We start from the raw sequence: 13,379 nt of genomic DNA on the forward strand, positions 1-13,379 counted from the left end.
AACGAATTTATTGGCTTTTTGATTGACCTAAAATGTTGCCAATTTTGCACAATAATAGATCAATAAAAGTGAAAAGATAAATGACTATTATTGATTGTTAGACAGTTTTTATAAAAATAAGTTTATGATAATTAAGAAAAATAAAATAATTTAAAATAACTATTGTTAAAATTGATGGAAAGGGATTTAATATTTTGCTGCTAAATGATGCATTTTAAAATGTATTGCACCAATTTAATTCATTACTATGCTGAGGACCGTGCATTGAAATATAACAACCTGAATGAATTCCTGAATTACGTGCAAGCGCGTGATCCGCATCAACCTGAGTTTTTACAAGCTGTCGAAGAGGTCATGACAAGCTTGTGGCCATTTATTGAAAAAAATCCAGAATATGCCGAGCAGGGATTGCTAGAACGTTTGGTGGAACCAGAACGCGTGATCCAATTTCGCGTTTCGTGGATGGATGATAAAGGGCAGACTCAAGTTAACCGTGCTTTCCGTGTTCAATACAATTCAGCAATTGGTCCATTCAAGGGTGGTATGCGTTTCCATCCGTCGGTCAACCTATCTATTTTAAAATTTTTAGGGTTTGAGCAAACTTTTAAAAACTCGCTTACAACTTTGCCAATGGGTGGAGGAAAAGGTGGTTCAGATTTTAACCCTAAAGGTAAATCTGATGCTGAAATTATGCGATTCTGTCAGGCACTTATGATTGAGCTTTACCGTCATTTAGGTCCAAATACTGATATCCCTGCTGGAGATATTGGTGTGGGTGCACGTGAAGTAGGTTATATGGCTGGCATGATGAAAAAGCTCAGTAATGACACGGCATGTGTGTTTACAGGTAAAGGAATTTCATTTGGCGGTAGCTTAATGCGCCCTGAAGCAACAGGCTACGGTACGGTTTATTTTGCAGAAGAAATGCTAAAAACACGTGGGCAGTCTTTTGCTGGTAAAACCGTTTCGATATCTGGTTCTGGTAACGTTGCGCAGTATGCTGCTGAAAAAGCAATGTTCTTAGGTGCAAAAGTGGTTACGCTATCGGACTCAAATGGTACCGTTTATTTAAAAAATGGTTTTACAGATGAGTTGCTTGCTGAAGTTATGGAACTCAAAAATATCAAGCGCGGCCGTATTTCAGAATTTGCTTCTAAGCATGGCTTTGAATATTTTGAAGGGAAGACACCTTGGCATATTCCTGTTGATATCGCTTTGCCGTGTGCTACACAAAATGAATTAACAGGTGAAGACGCTAAAACACTTATTTCTAACGGTGTCATTTGTGTAGCTGAAGGCGCTAATATGCCATCTACACTTGAAGCTGTTGAGCATTTTATTGAAGCTAAGATTTTATATACGCCTGGTAAAGCTTCTAATGCGGGTGGGGTGGCAACTTCTGGTTTAGAAATGTCTCAGAATTCGATTCGTTTAGGCTGGACACATGCTGAAGTCGATGAACGCTTACATGCAATTATGAAAGATATTCATGCCAACTGTGTTAGATACGGTACTAAAGAAGATGGTACTGTGAATTATGTAGATGGCGCCAATATTGCTGGCTTTGTAAAAGTTGCTGATGCGATGCTTGCACAAGGTATCTATTAAAATATAGAAATAAAAAAATCCGATGCAAAAGCATCGGATTTTTTTAGTCTAAAACTTATTTTTTAGGCTTTTTAACGAGTTCTTGCTCTACAACCATATCTAACACATCTGCTTGGCTAGATTGATCTGCTGCAGGATTTTTCACTTCAAAACGTTTTACACGTAAGATTACGCGTTGGTTTGGATTGTGTTCAAAACCTTCGATTTGACCGTAATATAATGACCAATTTTTGTCAGCATAAGTTTTTACGCCTTTGTCATCATATTTAACTTCACGAACTTGCAAGCAAGTTTGTGGTGCAACACCTGTGCAAGATTTAGTTTCTGGCGCTACTTCAAGGAAAACAGTTTTACCTTCAGATTGATATTTTGCTTCAGGTGTCATTTTACCTGTGAAAGTATATTTCTGGCCTTGAGCATCAGCTACTGTCAATGTTGGTTGATCAACATTTGTTGTATTGAGTTCAAATGGAATCGCACGTTTTTGGAAGAGGCTGCTAGAGAATTGTTCCTGTTTCATTAAAGCAGGTTCACAAGCCATCATAGTTGACATGACATCAGTCGTTACAATCGTATTGTTTTCAACTTTCCAAGTGGTGCCTTGGCGGTTACAACCTGTATCAATTGATAAACGGTCGTTTGTAAAGTTAAGAACAATCGGCTTTTTAGTATTTTCAGGTTGGTATGACCATGAATAATCAGTTAAAGCTTGAGTATTAGTTGCTTTTTCGCCTTGGAAAATATGCTTTTGACCTGCTTTATCTGTCACGCTTAAGATTACCTGACCATTGTTATTACTAATTTCGATTGGCAATTTCGCTTCACTAAAAATGCTATTAGACAATTGTTCTTGTTTCATTAAATCGTCTTGGCAAGCCATCATTGTTGATGCAAGTGGAGAAGTTACAAGTTGGTTGCCTTCAACTTTCCAAGTACCGCCTTGGCCATTACAGCCAGTGTTAATTGCTAATTTACCGTCTGCATTAAAGTTAAGAATAAGGGGCTTAGATGCTTTTACATTTTGATAAGTCCAAGCATATTCACTTAAAGTAGTAGCCAAATTTTGTTGTTGCTCAGATACAATTGGAGCTTGAGTGTTTGAAACTGTTTGACACGCCATCAAAGAAAAAGGTAATAACGCAAGAATTAAATATTTAATTTTCATTTAAAAAAACTTCAAGTAAAAAAACAACAGCACTAAGCTTAAAACATTCTTAAAAAAAGAAAATGTAAACATTTGATTGTTTCGGTTTTTAAAATGTATAAGTTTGTAAATTATTCTATTTTTCAACAAAAATAGTGGTATACCCCGCAAAACGGGGTATTTTCCAAAAATTAATCAAAGCGGTATATATCCATACCTAGTGAGCCCATTGTGAAGCTACTATGAACAATCGTAAAACGATGTCCCGTACCCATAGCGAAAAACAAAGGTGCAAAATGCTCAAGTGAAGGATGATTACGTTTCACAAACGGCAGGGTTTGCCACTCCAGTACACCATCATAGTCTTGATGACTCAACTTACTGACCACTGTATTTCTAAAAGTTGAAGCCCATTCAGGTACTTTCGAATTGTCACCTTGCCAAGACAGTTCAGCAAGATTATGAGTAATACTTCCAGAGCCAATCAATAAGATTTGTTTTTCACGTAAAGGCGCAAGCGTTTGGCCAATCCGATAAATTTCCTGTGCAGTTAAGCCCCTAGGTAAAGAAATTTCAACGACAGGAATGTCTGCTTCTGGATACATATGTAAAAGAGGCATCCATACGCCGTGGTCACGAGGACGAGTGCTATTGGCATGTGCGAAAAAATGAGCATCTGCTAATAACTTCAAAATTTCTTCTGCAAGTTCGGGTTGACCGGGGGCACTATAGCGAATTTCATACAACTCCGGCGGGAAACCACGGAAGTCATGCCAAGTTTCTGGACGAGTCGAACTACTTACTTCGAGTGCCTTACTTTCCCAGTGAGCAGACATCACTATGATTGCCTTTGGAGTAGGCAGATTTACACTAAGACGGTGTAAGGCAGGACCCACTTGTTCTGGATCAAGTGCAAGCATGGGCGAACCATGTGAAATAAACAGTCCGGGAAGGGTTTGTAGTTCCATTTCATTACACCTGAGTTGAAAAGCAGAATAATAGTCATTATGCCAAAATCAGGACATGTTAAAAGTATCCTGATTTCAACGGATTGTTCTTAAAATGAAACGTTTGTTCTTTTTATGCACGGTGGTAAGGATGATTATGATTAATACTCATTGCTCGGTAAAGTTGCTCGATTAATAAAATACGTACTAAAGGGTGTGGCATGGTAAGTTTTGAAAGTGACCAGTGCCAAGCAGCGGCTTTACGTACCTGATCTGACAAGCCATCTGGGCCACCAATAGCGAGTGCCACATCATTACCTTCAAGCATCCATTGTTTCATAGTGTCTGCTAGTTTTTCTGTGCTGAGCTCGCGTCCGCCAACTTCTAAAGCAATGAGGGTCTCATTAGGTTTTAAAGCATTTAAAATACTTTCACCCTCGATTTGACAGTATTTTAAAATATCTGCTTCTGAATCATTTTTACCGCGTTTTGCCATTGGGAGTTCAATAACCTGAGTTTGAACAAAAGGCTGGATGCGTTTGAAATAATCTTCAAAACCAGTAAGTACCCAAGCAGGCATTTTTTGACCAATGGTCAGAATACGAATTTTCATGGTGTCTATTCAGTCAAAACAGCTGGCACATTATACCTGAGGAGAGGTTAACTGCGGGGGAGTAAGTGGGCATAAAAAACGCAGTCCAAAAAACGGTGTTGGACTGCGATCAAATGATCATCTGTCTGGAGTTCAGATGATCATAGAGAATAAAAACAAGGCTATCTGTGACATAAGATAGACAAGAGCAAATAATAGAATTAATTACTCTTACTTCTTATTATGAGGATGGTTGGATATTTTTCAATCAAATTGTGTAACAAAAAAAAGAGAGCCGAAGCCCTCTTTTTTTATATGTGAATTAGTGACGCGCTGCTTTTGAGCCTTCCACCGGTTTTACAATCGGTGTTTTAGGTAAAGGCTTTGGCATCGAAGTTAATGCTAAAGGTAAGATTTCATCAATGCTTTTCACAGCTTTGATTTCCAATCCTTCTTTCACATTGTCTGGAATTTCTGCCAAATCACGAACGTTATCTTGAGGAATAAAGACAAGCTTGATTCCACCACGATGTGCAGCAAGAAGTTTCTCTTTCAAGCCACCGATACGCATCGCACGACCACCTAGACTTGTTTCACCTGTCATTGCAATATCTGGTCGAATCGCAATTCCAGTAAATGCTGATACAAGTGCAGTTGTTAATGCCAAACCAGCAGATGGACCATCTTTTGGAGTTGCACCTTCAGGTAAGTGAACGTGTACATCAGTTTCTTCAAAGCGAGATGCTTCAATGCCAAGTTCATCGGCACGTGTGCGTACTACTGTCATTGCTGTGGTAATTGATTCTTTCATTACATCACCGAGTGAACCGGTTGTAATGAATTTACCTTTACCTTTAACAGCTGCAACTTCAATAGTAAGCAATTCACCGCCTACAGAAGTCCATGCCAAGCCATTTACACGGCCTACTTGTGCTTCATCTTCGGCCATACCAAAGTCAAATTTATGTGGACCTAGGTATTCAGGAAGATTGGCAGAGGTAACGTCAAGCTGTAAGTTTTTAGATTTTTTACTTACCGCTTCTTTTACGACTTTACGTGCAATTTTAGAAACTTCACGTTCTAAATTACGTACGCCAGCTTCACGTGTATAGCGTTGAACAATGTCACGGATCGCTTCTTCATGAATAGTTAACTCTTTTGGACGTAGGCCATTGTTCTTAATTGCTTTAGGAACAAGGTAACGCTCAGCAATGTTAACTTTTTCATCTTCCGTATAACCCGGTAGACGAATAACTTCCATACGGTCCAACAAGGCTTCTGGAATATTCATGCTGTTTGCAGTACAGATGAACATCACTTCAGAAAGGTCAAGATCAAGATCTAAATAGTGATCGTTGAACTTACTGTTTTGTGATGGATCAAGCACTTCAAGCAAAGCAGAAGCAGGATCACCACGGTAGTCTTGTGCCATCTTGTCAATTTCGTCGAGTAAGAATAATGGGTTCTTCACACCAACTTTTGTTAAAGACTGCACGATTTTACCTGGCATCGCACCAATATAAGTACGACGGTGTCCACGAATTTCTGCTTCATCACGTACGCCACCAAGCGCCATGCGAACAAATTCACGACCTGTTGCTTTCGCTACTGATTCACCAAGTGAAGTTTTACCAACCCCTGGAGGTCCAACCAAGCAAAGGATAGGGCCTTTGAGTTTTTTCACACGTGATTGAACAGCTAGGTATTCAACAATACGATCTTTAACGTCATCAAGACCATAATGATCGGCATCAAGAATCTCTTGCGCTTTGTTCAGGTTAATACTGACTTTGCTCGCTTTGTTCCATGGCGTATCTAGAATCACTTCTAGATAGTTACGTACCACAGCAGCTTCACTAGATGCAGGCTGCATTGCTTTAAGTTTACGGAACTCAGCTTCGGCTTTTTTACGTACGTGTTCAGGTAAATCAGCTTCAGCAAGACGTTTCTCAATTTCAGCAACGTCATCTTCAGCACCGCCATTCATGTCGGAAAGTTCACGTTGAATGACTTTCATTTTTTCATTTAGAAAGTATTCACGTTGGTTCTTTTCCATTTGGCGTTTAACACTGTCATGTAAAGTTTGCTCAATTTGCTGTTCAGCAGATTGATTCATCAAGTAGTTCATCAACTCTTGCAAATGAGCTTCAAACTCATCGTACTCTAAAAATTTCTGCTTAATTTCAATATTTAGAGGCACACGAGTTGCTACGAAGAACATCAATTGCAATAAGTCTTCGATTTTGTTGGCAGCAGCAACCAGTTCACGTGCATTACGTAATTTTGCTTCTGCATATTGAGCAAATAAGTTACGTAACTCTTGTAAACGAGTTTCTTGCGTTGCCTTATCTACATTAATCGTCATTGGACTTAATTCATGTTCGGCAGTCAAATAACTATCTTCATCGATAATTTTTTTCAACTTAGAACGATGTAAGCCTTCAATAAGTACTTTAATGCAGTTTTCATCATTTTCATGATTAACTACTTGTACAATCTTAGCGACTGTACCGTACTGGTATAAATTGTCGTGATCAATTTCTTCTGTAAGCGAATCTTTTTGCGCAACTACAAATACTAAATTGTCACTGTTACGAGCCACATCAACTGCATTGATCGATTTTTCACGACCCACAAATAGCGCAATCTGCATGTGTGGATAAACCACCACATCACGTAAGGCTAATAGTGGTAATACACTTGGAACCTGAGGCTCTAAGTCAGTTTTTTCATTCATAATAAGTTCAGACATGGGCACTCCTAATGAGTGACAACGAGGTTGCCATGTTTTTTATAGTGATGTGTATTTTAAAAATTACAAGGGCATGACAATAGAAAATGTTGAAAAAAGGACTAATTTAGTCAACTTTTTTTTAAAAATGTTATGAATCAATAGATTAATTCTTAAGAAGAATAAAATTTTGTAGAGCGGCTACTCATTTTTACTTAATAATTAATAAATATTTAAAACTTTTCTTTAATGTTGGAAGAGTTATTTCACCTAACTTTGGAAGAATACTTAAAAAATTTAGCCATAAATATTTTTATTAGTAGTGTAGTGATAACAATAGTTCACAACTTATTCAATGTTTAGCGCCAAATAGACGTGTTAATATAAGTTGGTAAAACGGTTTGTCACGGCAAAGTAACCATCCTTAGGGTGGTTACTTTTTCGTTTTTAAGGAGCTAAAAAAGTAAAAGGATATATTGGAGATTTTATAAATTTTATATAAAAATCATCTTTTAAAATAATAAAAGTGCTGTGGAGTCAATAAACCATCTAACGGTTGATCCCAACTTTGACGTTCTAAAGTATGTTCAATAAATTGGAATTGATGTGCCAATCCTAAACGGTAGGGCTTATGTTTAGCACTTGCTAATGTACGATCATAATAACCACCACCCATACCAATACGTGTCCCATAGTGATCGCAAGCTAAAAGTGGCATAAGTAGCAAATCAAGCTGTGATACATGTTTTCCGCGAGTCGCCATAGGTTCTTTCATTCCCAATGGGTGATGAGAAAAACGACGACTTAAATATTGGTTTTTATTTATTTTTACCCATACTAAATGTTGGTTCATCGAACAAATCATGGGTAAATAAACTTGTTTGTTCTTTTTAAAACATAATTTGATAAGAAGATCGGTATGGATTTCACCAAAAGCATGCAGATATAAACCGATTTTTTTTGATGAATGAAAAATAGGAAGGTGATTTAGGCAATGTAAAACATTAAGCTGAGCCTGTTTTTGCTCAAATTGGGTTAAAGCTCGTCTTCTAGATCTTAAATTTTTTCTAATAAAACTTAATTCATTCATGGAGAAATCTAACAAAGATTTGCGGACAGTCGAGCAAAATTATACCTACTTTTCTATAGTTTCACCGAAATTTAAAAATTATTAAAAAGCAGTCTTCTAATGTATTAGACCAGGTAAAAATAGTTTTGTTGTTAGGAGAAGCTATCTACATATAATTTTTTCTTTTTTACGTATTTACAGTATTTATTTACATTTAATCAGGATAAGTATATTTAAGGATGAATATGAAAATGTGAAACCTATGAAGTTAAAAATTTTAACAATGATGTTATGTGTGGCATTGCTGAGTGCATGTACGAAACAGGCTGAATCTGAGGCACCTCAAATGGATTATAAAGCTCAATTTGAAGAGTCGGACCGAAAAATTGGTGAATTTTTAGATCAGTTAGATAATCCAAATACCCCTCAAGAAGTTAAAGTTAAAATTTTATGTCATGACTATCCTGATGTGTATAAAAAACAATACATGCCTGCATTAATAAAAGTTTCACCAAAACCGTATACTGAAGAAAAATTATTGTCAGATTTGAAAAGTGCAACTGACTACTATAAAGGGACTTTGGGGATAAAATGTAATGAATAATATTTGAATTAAATCACGATAAAAATTTAAAAGTGTGAATTGATTGGCATTATTTAGTTGTGCTAAATTTCTTCTGTTAATTACTTAAACTTTTCTCTGGATTTGAAATGCAGATCTTAAAATTTTTACAGAGTTTTAATACAGTCGGCACCTATTTAACACTTGCTTCCATCTTGCTTGTGGTCATGATCATTTATTTTTATGTAATTAATCCCGCATGAACATTTTGAAAGGAATAGGTCTTCTCATCTATTACTTTTTTAAGAACGGAAGATGAATAATAATAGGATAGGGATATGAAATTTAAAATATTATTATTAAGTTTTATTGCCACCGGTTGTTATGCTAATGAAAGTACAGCTGACCCAGATATTTGTAATATCGTAAAAAAGGTCGCTTATAACGTGATGGAAGCACGGCAGCAAAAAGTACCAGCACAAGATTTACAACAAATTGCTGATGGGCTGGCAGATGAAGAAGCCAAGCAGCTTTATCAAGACTTAATTAGCTCAGCTTATGCTGCCAAAGTATTTAAGACAAGTTTCTTTAAACGCCAAGCAATTGAAGATTTTCAAGCAGGATGGTATGAGGAATGTTTACGTAGAAATGAATAATAATTAAAAAATAATGAGTATTTAATTTTAAGAACAACTAATTAGTTAAGAGAATAAAAAATAGACTGACAGGTCTGTCTAGGTATTTTAATTTGAAAATAGAATTCGAATTTATAGGTATTTATTTAAAAATAAATGCTCCGAAGATGCCGCTGCATGTCGTTACCCTTGAACCCTAAAGTTCATCGGGTCTTTCTCAATTCTAGCAATACAGTGCAATATTAAGCAATACCTAACGATATTAAAAAATCAATATTTTTAATAATTTATATTAAAACAATACAATGCAATATTACACAATCTTTAGCAATACAAAAATAGTCTATTAATGGTCTATTTCGGTAAATATGGTCTATTTATCAGGTTTAAGTCTATTAAAGGTCTATTTTAATTGGTTAAAAAAGCGGCACTTAGCCGCTTATGCTGTGTGTGCCATTTTGTTTTGTTCAATATAAGCCAAAACATCAGCCTTCACATAATTTACTTGGCGTTTATGAGGCTTTGAAAAGGGAATGCCTCCACCTTCACATCTTTTCTTTTGCAACCACGGTAAGGATACGTGCATAACAATAGCTACTGTTTCAGGTGGAAAAGTTTGATTATCAGCAGCTTCCCAAAATTCCTTCTTAGCAGCCTCTTTTTCTGCATGTGTCATACGATCTAATTTAGTTAAACGTGACATCTATTTCTCCTTACTTTCCGCTTTACGATTAGCATCTCTGATTGCTTTAGCCCAAGATTCAAGTTTTTCTATTCTTTGGCAACGCCATTCAGCTACAGCTTTTTCACCTTCAATGTTGTCTACAATCAATTCATTGCAAATTTTGATGATTTCATCTGCTGCTTTAGCAGTTAATTCACTCATGCTGCCACCATCTGATATATACGCTTAACTTCATGATCAAGCTCATCCATTGCAGAGCGACCTTCTTTGAAATACTTCAAAAGCATTAGTTTGTATCGCTCTTGAGCCGCTTTGTTCATCACACCTTTATCGGTTAAGGAAAGGGTAGGCTTATTACCTTTAATAAGGTTCACGCCGTGCGGTGTGCCTTTCCCGCGATACCCGGCATTTACGTTGAACACAATGAACTTCTCGAAAAGCTGCATTGGTAGCAGCTTTGGCTCGAAAAGAAACTCTGGAGTAGTTTGTTTCGACATTAGATAGGTTTCTCCAGTAAATAATCAGGTTCGTTTGATGCCGCATTTTCTAATTCAAAGCGGCGTTTCTTAACAAAATCCATGAGTCGTGATTGAATCTGTGGATCTCGTGCGGCCACATCTATTTCCAAAGCATCTAATGTTGTTAAGTCGGGCGCGTTTTGGATCTGGACCATTAGTGAAGGTGGTTCATTTGCAGGTGCCTTAGATTTTTCGAGCTCTTCAAGTCGTTTGTGAGTGGCAAGGAGGAGTGGTTCCATTTGTTTGTCATTCCACGTACGGGTATATCGATAAACAGCATTTACCTCTTCAGGTGTTTTTGATTCTTTTACACGCTGAAGAAGAGCATCTAATGCCTTCTGATATTCAGGATCTACTTTAGGCTCGTTAGTTTCTGGAACTAACAGATCCTCAGATGTGGTGACGTTAGTTTGTTCGGTAATAACAATTGTTGGTTGAATTTCTGCAGAAATAACTTCAATAGGCTTTTCTGCTTTTGATTTTTTGCCTCTCTGTTTTTTAGGTTCCTCACCAAGACGAATAACACTTAAATCATTGTTGATTTCAATACCGAGTGCTTTTGAAAAAGCTTTTAATTGAAGCTTGGCATTTTCAGCATCACGCTGAACAAAACCACTATTAATTGCTTCAATGAGTGCAGGAGTTTTAAATCCAACGTTATAAATGGAAGGTAAATATGTGTTGATTACAAAAACATTTTGACCTTCTTCATACTCATCAATAGTTAATGGCTTTGTGAATGTAATGCCAGCCAGCTCAATAGTTTCGATTTTGATGCAGAATTCAAAACCCGGTTTACCAAAAACAGAAGCGGGGAATTGATCTAAGTCAGAAAAGTCCAACATGTCTCCAATAGGACGACAAAGTACAGTTTTACCTTTTTGAAGAGCTGCAAATGCTTCAGCTGCAGTGATTAGATTATTCATGCTGACCATCCTTCCATATCTGATTTAGCTGTACAGGCGTTTAAAATGTTTTGTTCATACTTAGTTCCCTTGAAGTAATTAGCTGGGTAATCTAAGTCACTTAGACGAATTGCAGACTCGATGTGTTTTAAAGCAAGTTGATACTCATTTTCTAAAGTCTGTTCTTGCTGCTTGATGAGTTGTTGCTCGTTCTCTTGTTGAGCGAGATGATTACGTTGAATGATTTTTTTAATGCTTTCACAAGTCTCTTCATAAATTTGCTGTTTTACATCATGCAGGCTATTTAGACCGCGTTTTGCACAGTAATTTCCAATATCAATTCCCGCTTGCAACATTAAATGCTCAAGTTCTAAATATTGATTTCCATTAATACAGGCATTTGCAGATCCAGAAAGCAGCCATTGTTTTAGTAAAACACCGTCGTGTTCACCTAACTGGCGAGGATCTAGAAATAAACGGGATCGGTCCTTTGTTGCGACAGCAATATTGTCATGAGTTAAATCAAGAACAGTCGTAAATTCATATTCAATGCCATCACGCTGTTCAGCCTTCATTCCCACTTTTTCGACTTTCTTTTTGCCGTTATCGTTGGTTTGAATGGTTTCCATCTTTGAGCGCATGGTCACAATGATATTTATGCTTGACTGAAGCATTGCATCAATAAATTTACGGTGGCGTGGAGTTACTTGGCTCCATGCGCCCCAAGAATTACCTTTGAATGTAGAAGAAGTTAATTGATCAACAATCTCTAAACATCCACCTACACCAGACCATTCATGCGTGATGCTGTCTAAAATTAAGGTATCAAAATTAGCTTTTTCAGCAGCTTTGATGACTTCAATAAACTTTTCAGGAGTGTAAGGAGGCTGAATATTGGCGTGTTCAAATTCCACCAAATCTTCATATAGTTCAGCACTACTATTTTCAGTATCCGCAACAGCAATACGACCTCCGATTCCTTTAGCTAATACTAATGCCGTGAACGTTTTACCTGATCCAGTAGGCCCAGCAAGAGCTAAGCGCAATTTCGCATTTTTGCGTTCTGCCTTTTTGAAGAAAACTGTCATTTTTCTTATCCTCATCTAGAGCCGGTGAAGCCGCGCTTTTTCTTATAAGCTTTGCGGTCATATGAAGGGATGTTGTTAAGTTGCAGTGCAGTTGCTAATGCTTTTTTGCGCTGGAAGCTAATTTCATTCATTAAGGATGCGTAAACCTTAGGGCGCTTCGCCTTAAACTCTTCAACATTTAAAGGAGTCTTCACTTCGCCTTTTACTGTGTACAGCACACTGCCGTTTGCATTAGATGCGTACACTTGCCAGCCGATGCGGACAGAGTAGAGGCCCTTATCATCACGGCCTAAAAAAGACATGTAGCCGTCAGGGTGCTTTTTAAAATTAGTCATCTTTAAGCCTCCACCAACTTGTTACGTTCGATGAAGCCTTTTAGAAGGCCATTGATGTTTCGAATGTCTTCAAATTCGGTGAAATCGTTATATGACTTACCGTTAATGTCAGTGATTTCATTTACAGTGAGTTGAGTAATATCAACAGCGGTAAATTCAGAACCCGGAACGCCGTAACTGTCTAAATGAGCTTCAAAATCAAAGCTAACGTTTAAACGGAAGCTATCTAATTTAATTACGGCAACGCCAGAATGTTTACCTGTGATTTTTGCGGTTAAAACACCGTAATTACTTGGTTGAGTCTTAGGGGTAAAAAGAGTAGGTGCGTCTTTTGTTTGGAAAGCTAGCTGCAATTGGCAAGCAACTAAAGAACCACCAGAAATTGCAAGAGCAGCCATGCTGACAAATGCAAAGGAGTTGAAAGGGGTAGCTTTTACGTTCATAATTGATCTCGCAGTTTGCAAAAGCACATCGGACCTGGGGAGGGCGGTGTGCTTTTTTGTTGTCTGTGAGATAAATATTAGGTAAACCTAATTATTAAGTCAATAGGTATTCCTAAT

At 37.3% G+C, this 13,379-nt stretch carries 16 protein-coding genes; 4 read left to right on the plus strand and 12 right to left on the minus strand.

The genetic code is table 11. The features are described 5' to 3' along the window. The first annotated feature begins 204 nt into the window (after positions 1–204). Positions 205–1,608 carry an NADP-specific glutamate dehydrogenase gene (gene gdhA, locus EGS71_RS18465; protein WP_000972046.1) on the plus strand — a complete coding sequence of 468 codons (1,404 nt, stop codon included), beginning with the start codon at positions 205–207 and terminating at the stop codon, positions 1,606–1,608. A 55-nt stretch (positions 1,609–1,663) separates the two neighbouring features. Here the strand turns inward: gdhA and EGS71_RS18470 are convergent, their stop codons facing one another. The 5 genes from EGS71_RS18470 to EGS71_RS18495 all read right to left on the minus strand — a co-directional run bounded on the left by EGS71_RS18470 (position 1,664) and on the right by EGS71_RS18495 (position 8,112). Further along, entirely contained in the window at positions 1,664–2,773 is a 1,110-nt protein-coding gene (locus EGS71_RS18470) for an META and DUF4377 domain-containing protein (protein ID WP_000696023.1), read from the minus strand. Between the two features lie 170 nt (positions 2,774–2,943). Further along, a complete protein-coding gene (locus tag EGS71_RS18475) occupies positions 2,944–3,720 on the minus strand; it encodes a dioxygenase (RefSeq protein ID WP_000422995.1) in 777 nt (258 codons plus the stop codon). 112 nt (positions 3,721–3,832) lie between these two features. Continuing rightward, complete coding sequence (gene rlmH / locus EGS71_RS18480) at positions 3,833–4,312, minus strand: 23S rRNA (pseudouridine(1915)-N(3))-methyltransferase RlmH (protein WP_000702193.1); 480 nt, start codon at positions 4,310–4,312, stop codon at positions 3,833–3,835. A 301-nt stretch (positions 4,313–4,613) separates the two neighbouring features. Next, positions 4,614–7,043 carry an endopeptidase La gene (lon, locus tag EGS71_RS18485; RefSeq protein WP_001292274.1) on the minus strand — a complete coding sequence of 810 codons (2,430 nt, stop codon included), beginning with the start codon at positions 7,041–7,043 and terminating at the stop codon, positions 4,614–4,616. Positions 7,044–7,527: 484 nt separating this feature from the next. Beyond that, the gene (locus EGS71_RS18495; protein ID WP_001004358.1) at positions 7,528–8,112 is read right to left on the minus strand and encodes a 5-formyltetrahydrofolate cyclo-ligase; all 585 of its coding nucleotides are present in this window, start codon (positions 8,110–8,112) and stop codon (positions 7,528–7,530) included. Between the two features lie 241 nt (positions 8,113–8,353). Between EGS71_RS18495 and EGS71_RS18500 the strand changes: the two genes are divergently transcribed. The 3 genes from EGS71_RS18500 (at position 8,354) to EGS71_RS18510 (ending at position 9,309) form a co-directional block, all read left to right on the plus strand. Continuing rightward, positions 8,354–8,695 carry a hypothetical protein gene (locus EGS71_RS18500; RefSeq protein ID WP_000768344.1) on the plus strand — a complete coding sequence of 114 codons (342 nt, stop codon included), beginning with the start codon at positions 8,354–8,356 and terminating at the stop codon, positions 8,693–8,695. Positions 8,696–8,802: 107 nt separating this feature from the next. Further along, positions 8,803–8,916, plus strand: coding sequence for a hypothetical protein (locus EGS71_RS18505; RefSeq protein ID WP_001166305.1), 114 nt, complete (start codon positions 8,803–8,805; stop codon positions 8,914–8,916). Positions 8,917–8,991: 75 nt separating this feature from the next. Further along, positions 8,992–9,309, plus strand: coding sequence for a hypothetical protein (locus EGS71_RS18510; RefSeq protein WP_000669359.1), 318 nt, complete (start codon positions 8,992–8,994; stop codon positions 9,307–9,309). 418 nt (positions 9,310–9,727) lie between these two features. Here EGS71_RS18510 and EGS71_RS18515 read toward each other — a convergent pair whose 3' ends face one another. The 7 genes from EGS71_RS18515 to EGS71_RS18545 are packed head-to-tail and all read right to left on the minus strand — an operon-like array spanning position 9,728 to position 13,262. Further along, on the minus strand, positions 9,728–9,991 hold the full coding sequence (locus EGS71_RS18515) for a hypothetical protein (protein ID WP_000088975.1): 264 nt from the start codon (positions 9,989–9,991) through the stop codon (positions 9,728–9,730). Then, positions 9,992–10,174, minus strand: a complete 183-nt coding sequence (locus EGS71_RS18520) for a hypothetical protein (protein WP_001293054.1) — start codon at positions 10,172–10,174, stop codon at positions 9,992–9,994. Then, positions 10,171–10,470, minus strand: a complete 300-nt coding sequence (locus EGS71_RS18525) for a hypothetical protein (protein ID WP_000043829.1) — start codon at positions 10,468–10,470, stop codon at positions 10,171–10,173. The genes EGS71_RS18520 and EGS71_RS18525 overlap by 4 nt, the downstream gene beginning before the upstream one ends. After that, positions 10,470–11,417 carry a hypothetical protein gene (locus tag EGS71_RS18530; RefSeq protein WP_001061228.1) on the minus strand — a complete coding sequence of 316 codons (948 nt, stop codon included), beginning with the start codon at positions 11,415–11,417 and terminating at the stop codon, positions 10,470–10,472. Before EGS71_RS18530 ends, EGS71_RS18525 begins: the two co-directional genes overlap by 1 nt. After that, the gene (locus EGS71_RS18535; RefSeq protein ID WP_000215606.1) at positions 11,414–12,484 is read right to left on the minus strand and encodes an ATP-binding protein; all 1,071 of its coding nucleotides are present in this window, start codon (positions 12,482–12,484) and stop codon (positions 11,414–11,416) included. Before EGS71_RS18535 ends, EGS71_RS18530 begins: the two co-directional genes overlap by 4 nt. 11 nt (positions 12,485–12,495) lie before the next feature. Next, entirely contained in the window at positions 12,496–12,819 is a 324-nt protein-coding gene (locus EGS71_RS18540) for a hypothetical protein (RefSeq protein WP_000181050.1), read from the minus strand. Between the two features lie 2 nt (positions 12,820–12,821). Beyond that, positions 12,822–13,262, minus strand: a complete 441-nt coding sequence (locus EGS71_RS18545) for a hypothetical protein (protein ID WP_001101034.1) — start codon at positions 13,260–13,262, stop codon at positions 12,822–12,824. Positions 13,263–13,379 lie beyond the last annotated feature (117 nt).

It is taken from the genome of Acinetobacter sp. FDAARGOS_559 (assembly GCF_003940475.1).
Lineage (GTDB): Bacteria > Pseudomonadota > Gammaproteobacteria > Pseudomonadales > Moraxellaceae > Acinetobacter > Acinetobacter baumannii.

Bases quoted from the DNA above. Each gene is read 5' to 3' on its own strand.
- gdhA (WP_000972046.1), top strand. From the start codon at position 205: ATGATGCATTTTAAAATGTATTGCACCAATTTAATTCATTACTATGCT.
- EGS71_RS18470 (WP_000696023.1), bottom strand. From the start codon at position 2,773: ATGAAAATTAAATATTTAATTCTTGCGTTATTACCTTTTTCTTTGATG.
- EGS71_RS18475 (WP_000422995.1), bottom strand. From the start codon at position 3,720: ATGGAACTACAAACCCTTCCCGGACTGTTTATTTCACATGGTTCGCCC.
- rlmH (WP_000702193.1), bottom strand. From the start codon at position 4,312: ATGAAAATTCGTATTCTGACCATTGGTCAAAAAATGCCTGCTTGGGTA.
- lon (WP_001292274.1), bottom strand. From the start codon at position 7,043: ATGTCTGAACTTATTATGAATGAAAAAACTGACTTAGAGCCTCAGGTT.
- EGS71_RS18495 (WP_001004358.1), bottom strand. From the start codon at position 8,112: ATGAATGAATTAAGTTTTATTAGAAAAAATTTAAGATCTAGAAGACGA.
- EGS71_RS18500 (WP_000768344.1), top strand. From the start codon at position 8,354: ATGAAGTTAAAAATTTTAACAATGATGTTATGTGTGGCATTGCTGAGT.
- EGS71_RS18505 (WP_001166305.1), top strand. From the start codon at position 8,803: ATGCAGATCTTAAAATTTTTACAGAGTTTTAATACAGTCGGCACCTAT.
- EGS71_RS18510 (WP_000669359.1), top strand. From the start codon at position 8,992: ATGAAATTTAAAATATTATTATTAAGTTTTATTGCCACCGGTTGTTAT.
- EGS71_RS18515 (WP_000088975.1), bottom strand. From the start codon at position 9,991: ATGTCACGTTTAACTAAATTAGATCGTATGACACATGCAGAAAAAGAG.
- EGS71_RS18520 (WP_001293054.1), bottom strand. From the start codon at position 10,174: ATGAGTGAATTAACTGCTAAAGCAGCAGATGAAATCATCAAAATTTGC.
- EGS71_RS18525 (WP_000043829.1), bottom strand. From the start codon at position 10,470: ATGTCGAAACAAACTACTCCAGAGTTTCTTTTCGAGCCAAAGCTGCTA.
- EGS71_RS18530 (WP_001061228.1), bottom strand. From the start codon at position 11,417: ATGAATAATCTAATCACTGCAGCTGAAGCATTTGCAGCTCTTCAAAAA.
- EGS71_RS18535 (WP_000215606.1), bottom strand. From the start codon at position 12,484: ATGACAGTTTTCTTCAAAAAGGCAGAACGCAAAAATGCGAAATTGCGC.
- EGS71_RS18540 (WP_000181050.1), bottom strand. From the start codon at position 12,819: ATGACTAATTTTAAAAAGCACCCTGACGGCTACATGTCTTTTTTAGGC.
- EGS71_RS18545 (WP_001101034.1), bottom strand. From the start codon at position 13,262: ATGAACGTAAAAGCTACCCCTTTCAACTCCTTTGCATTTGTCAGCATG.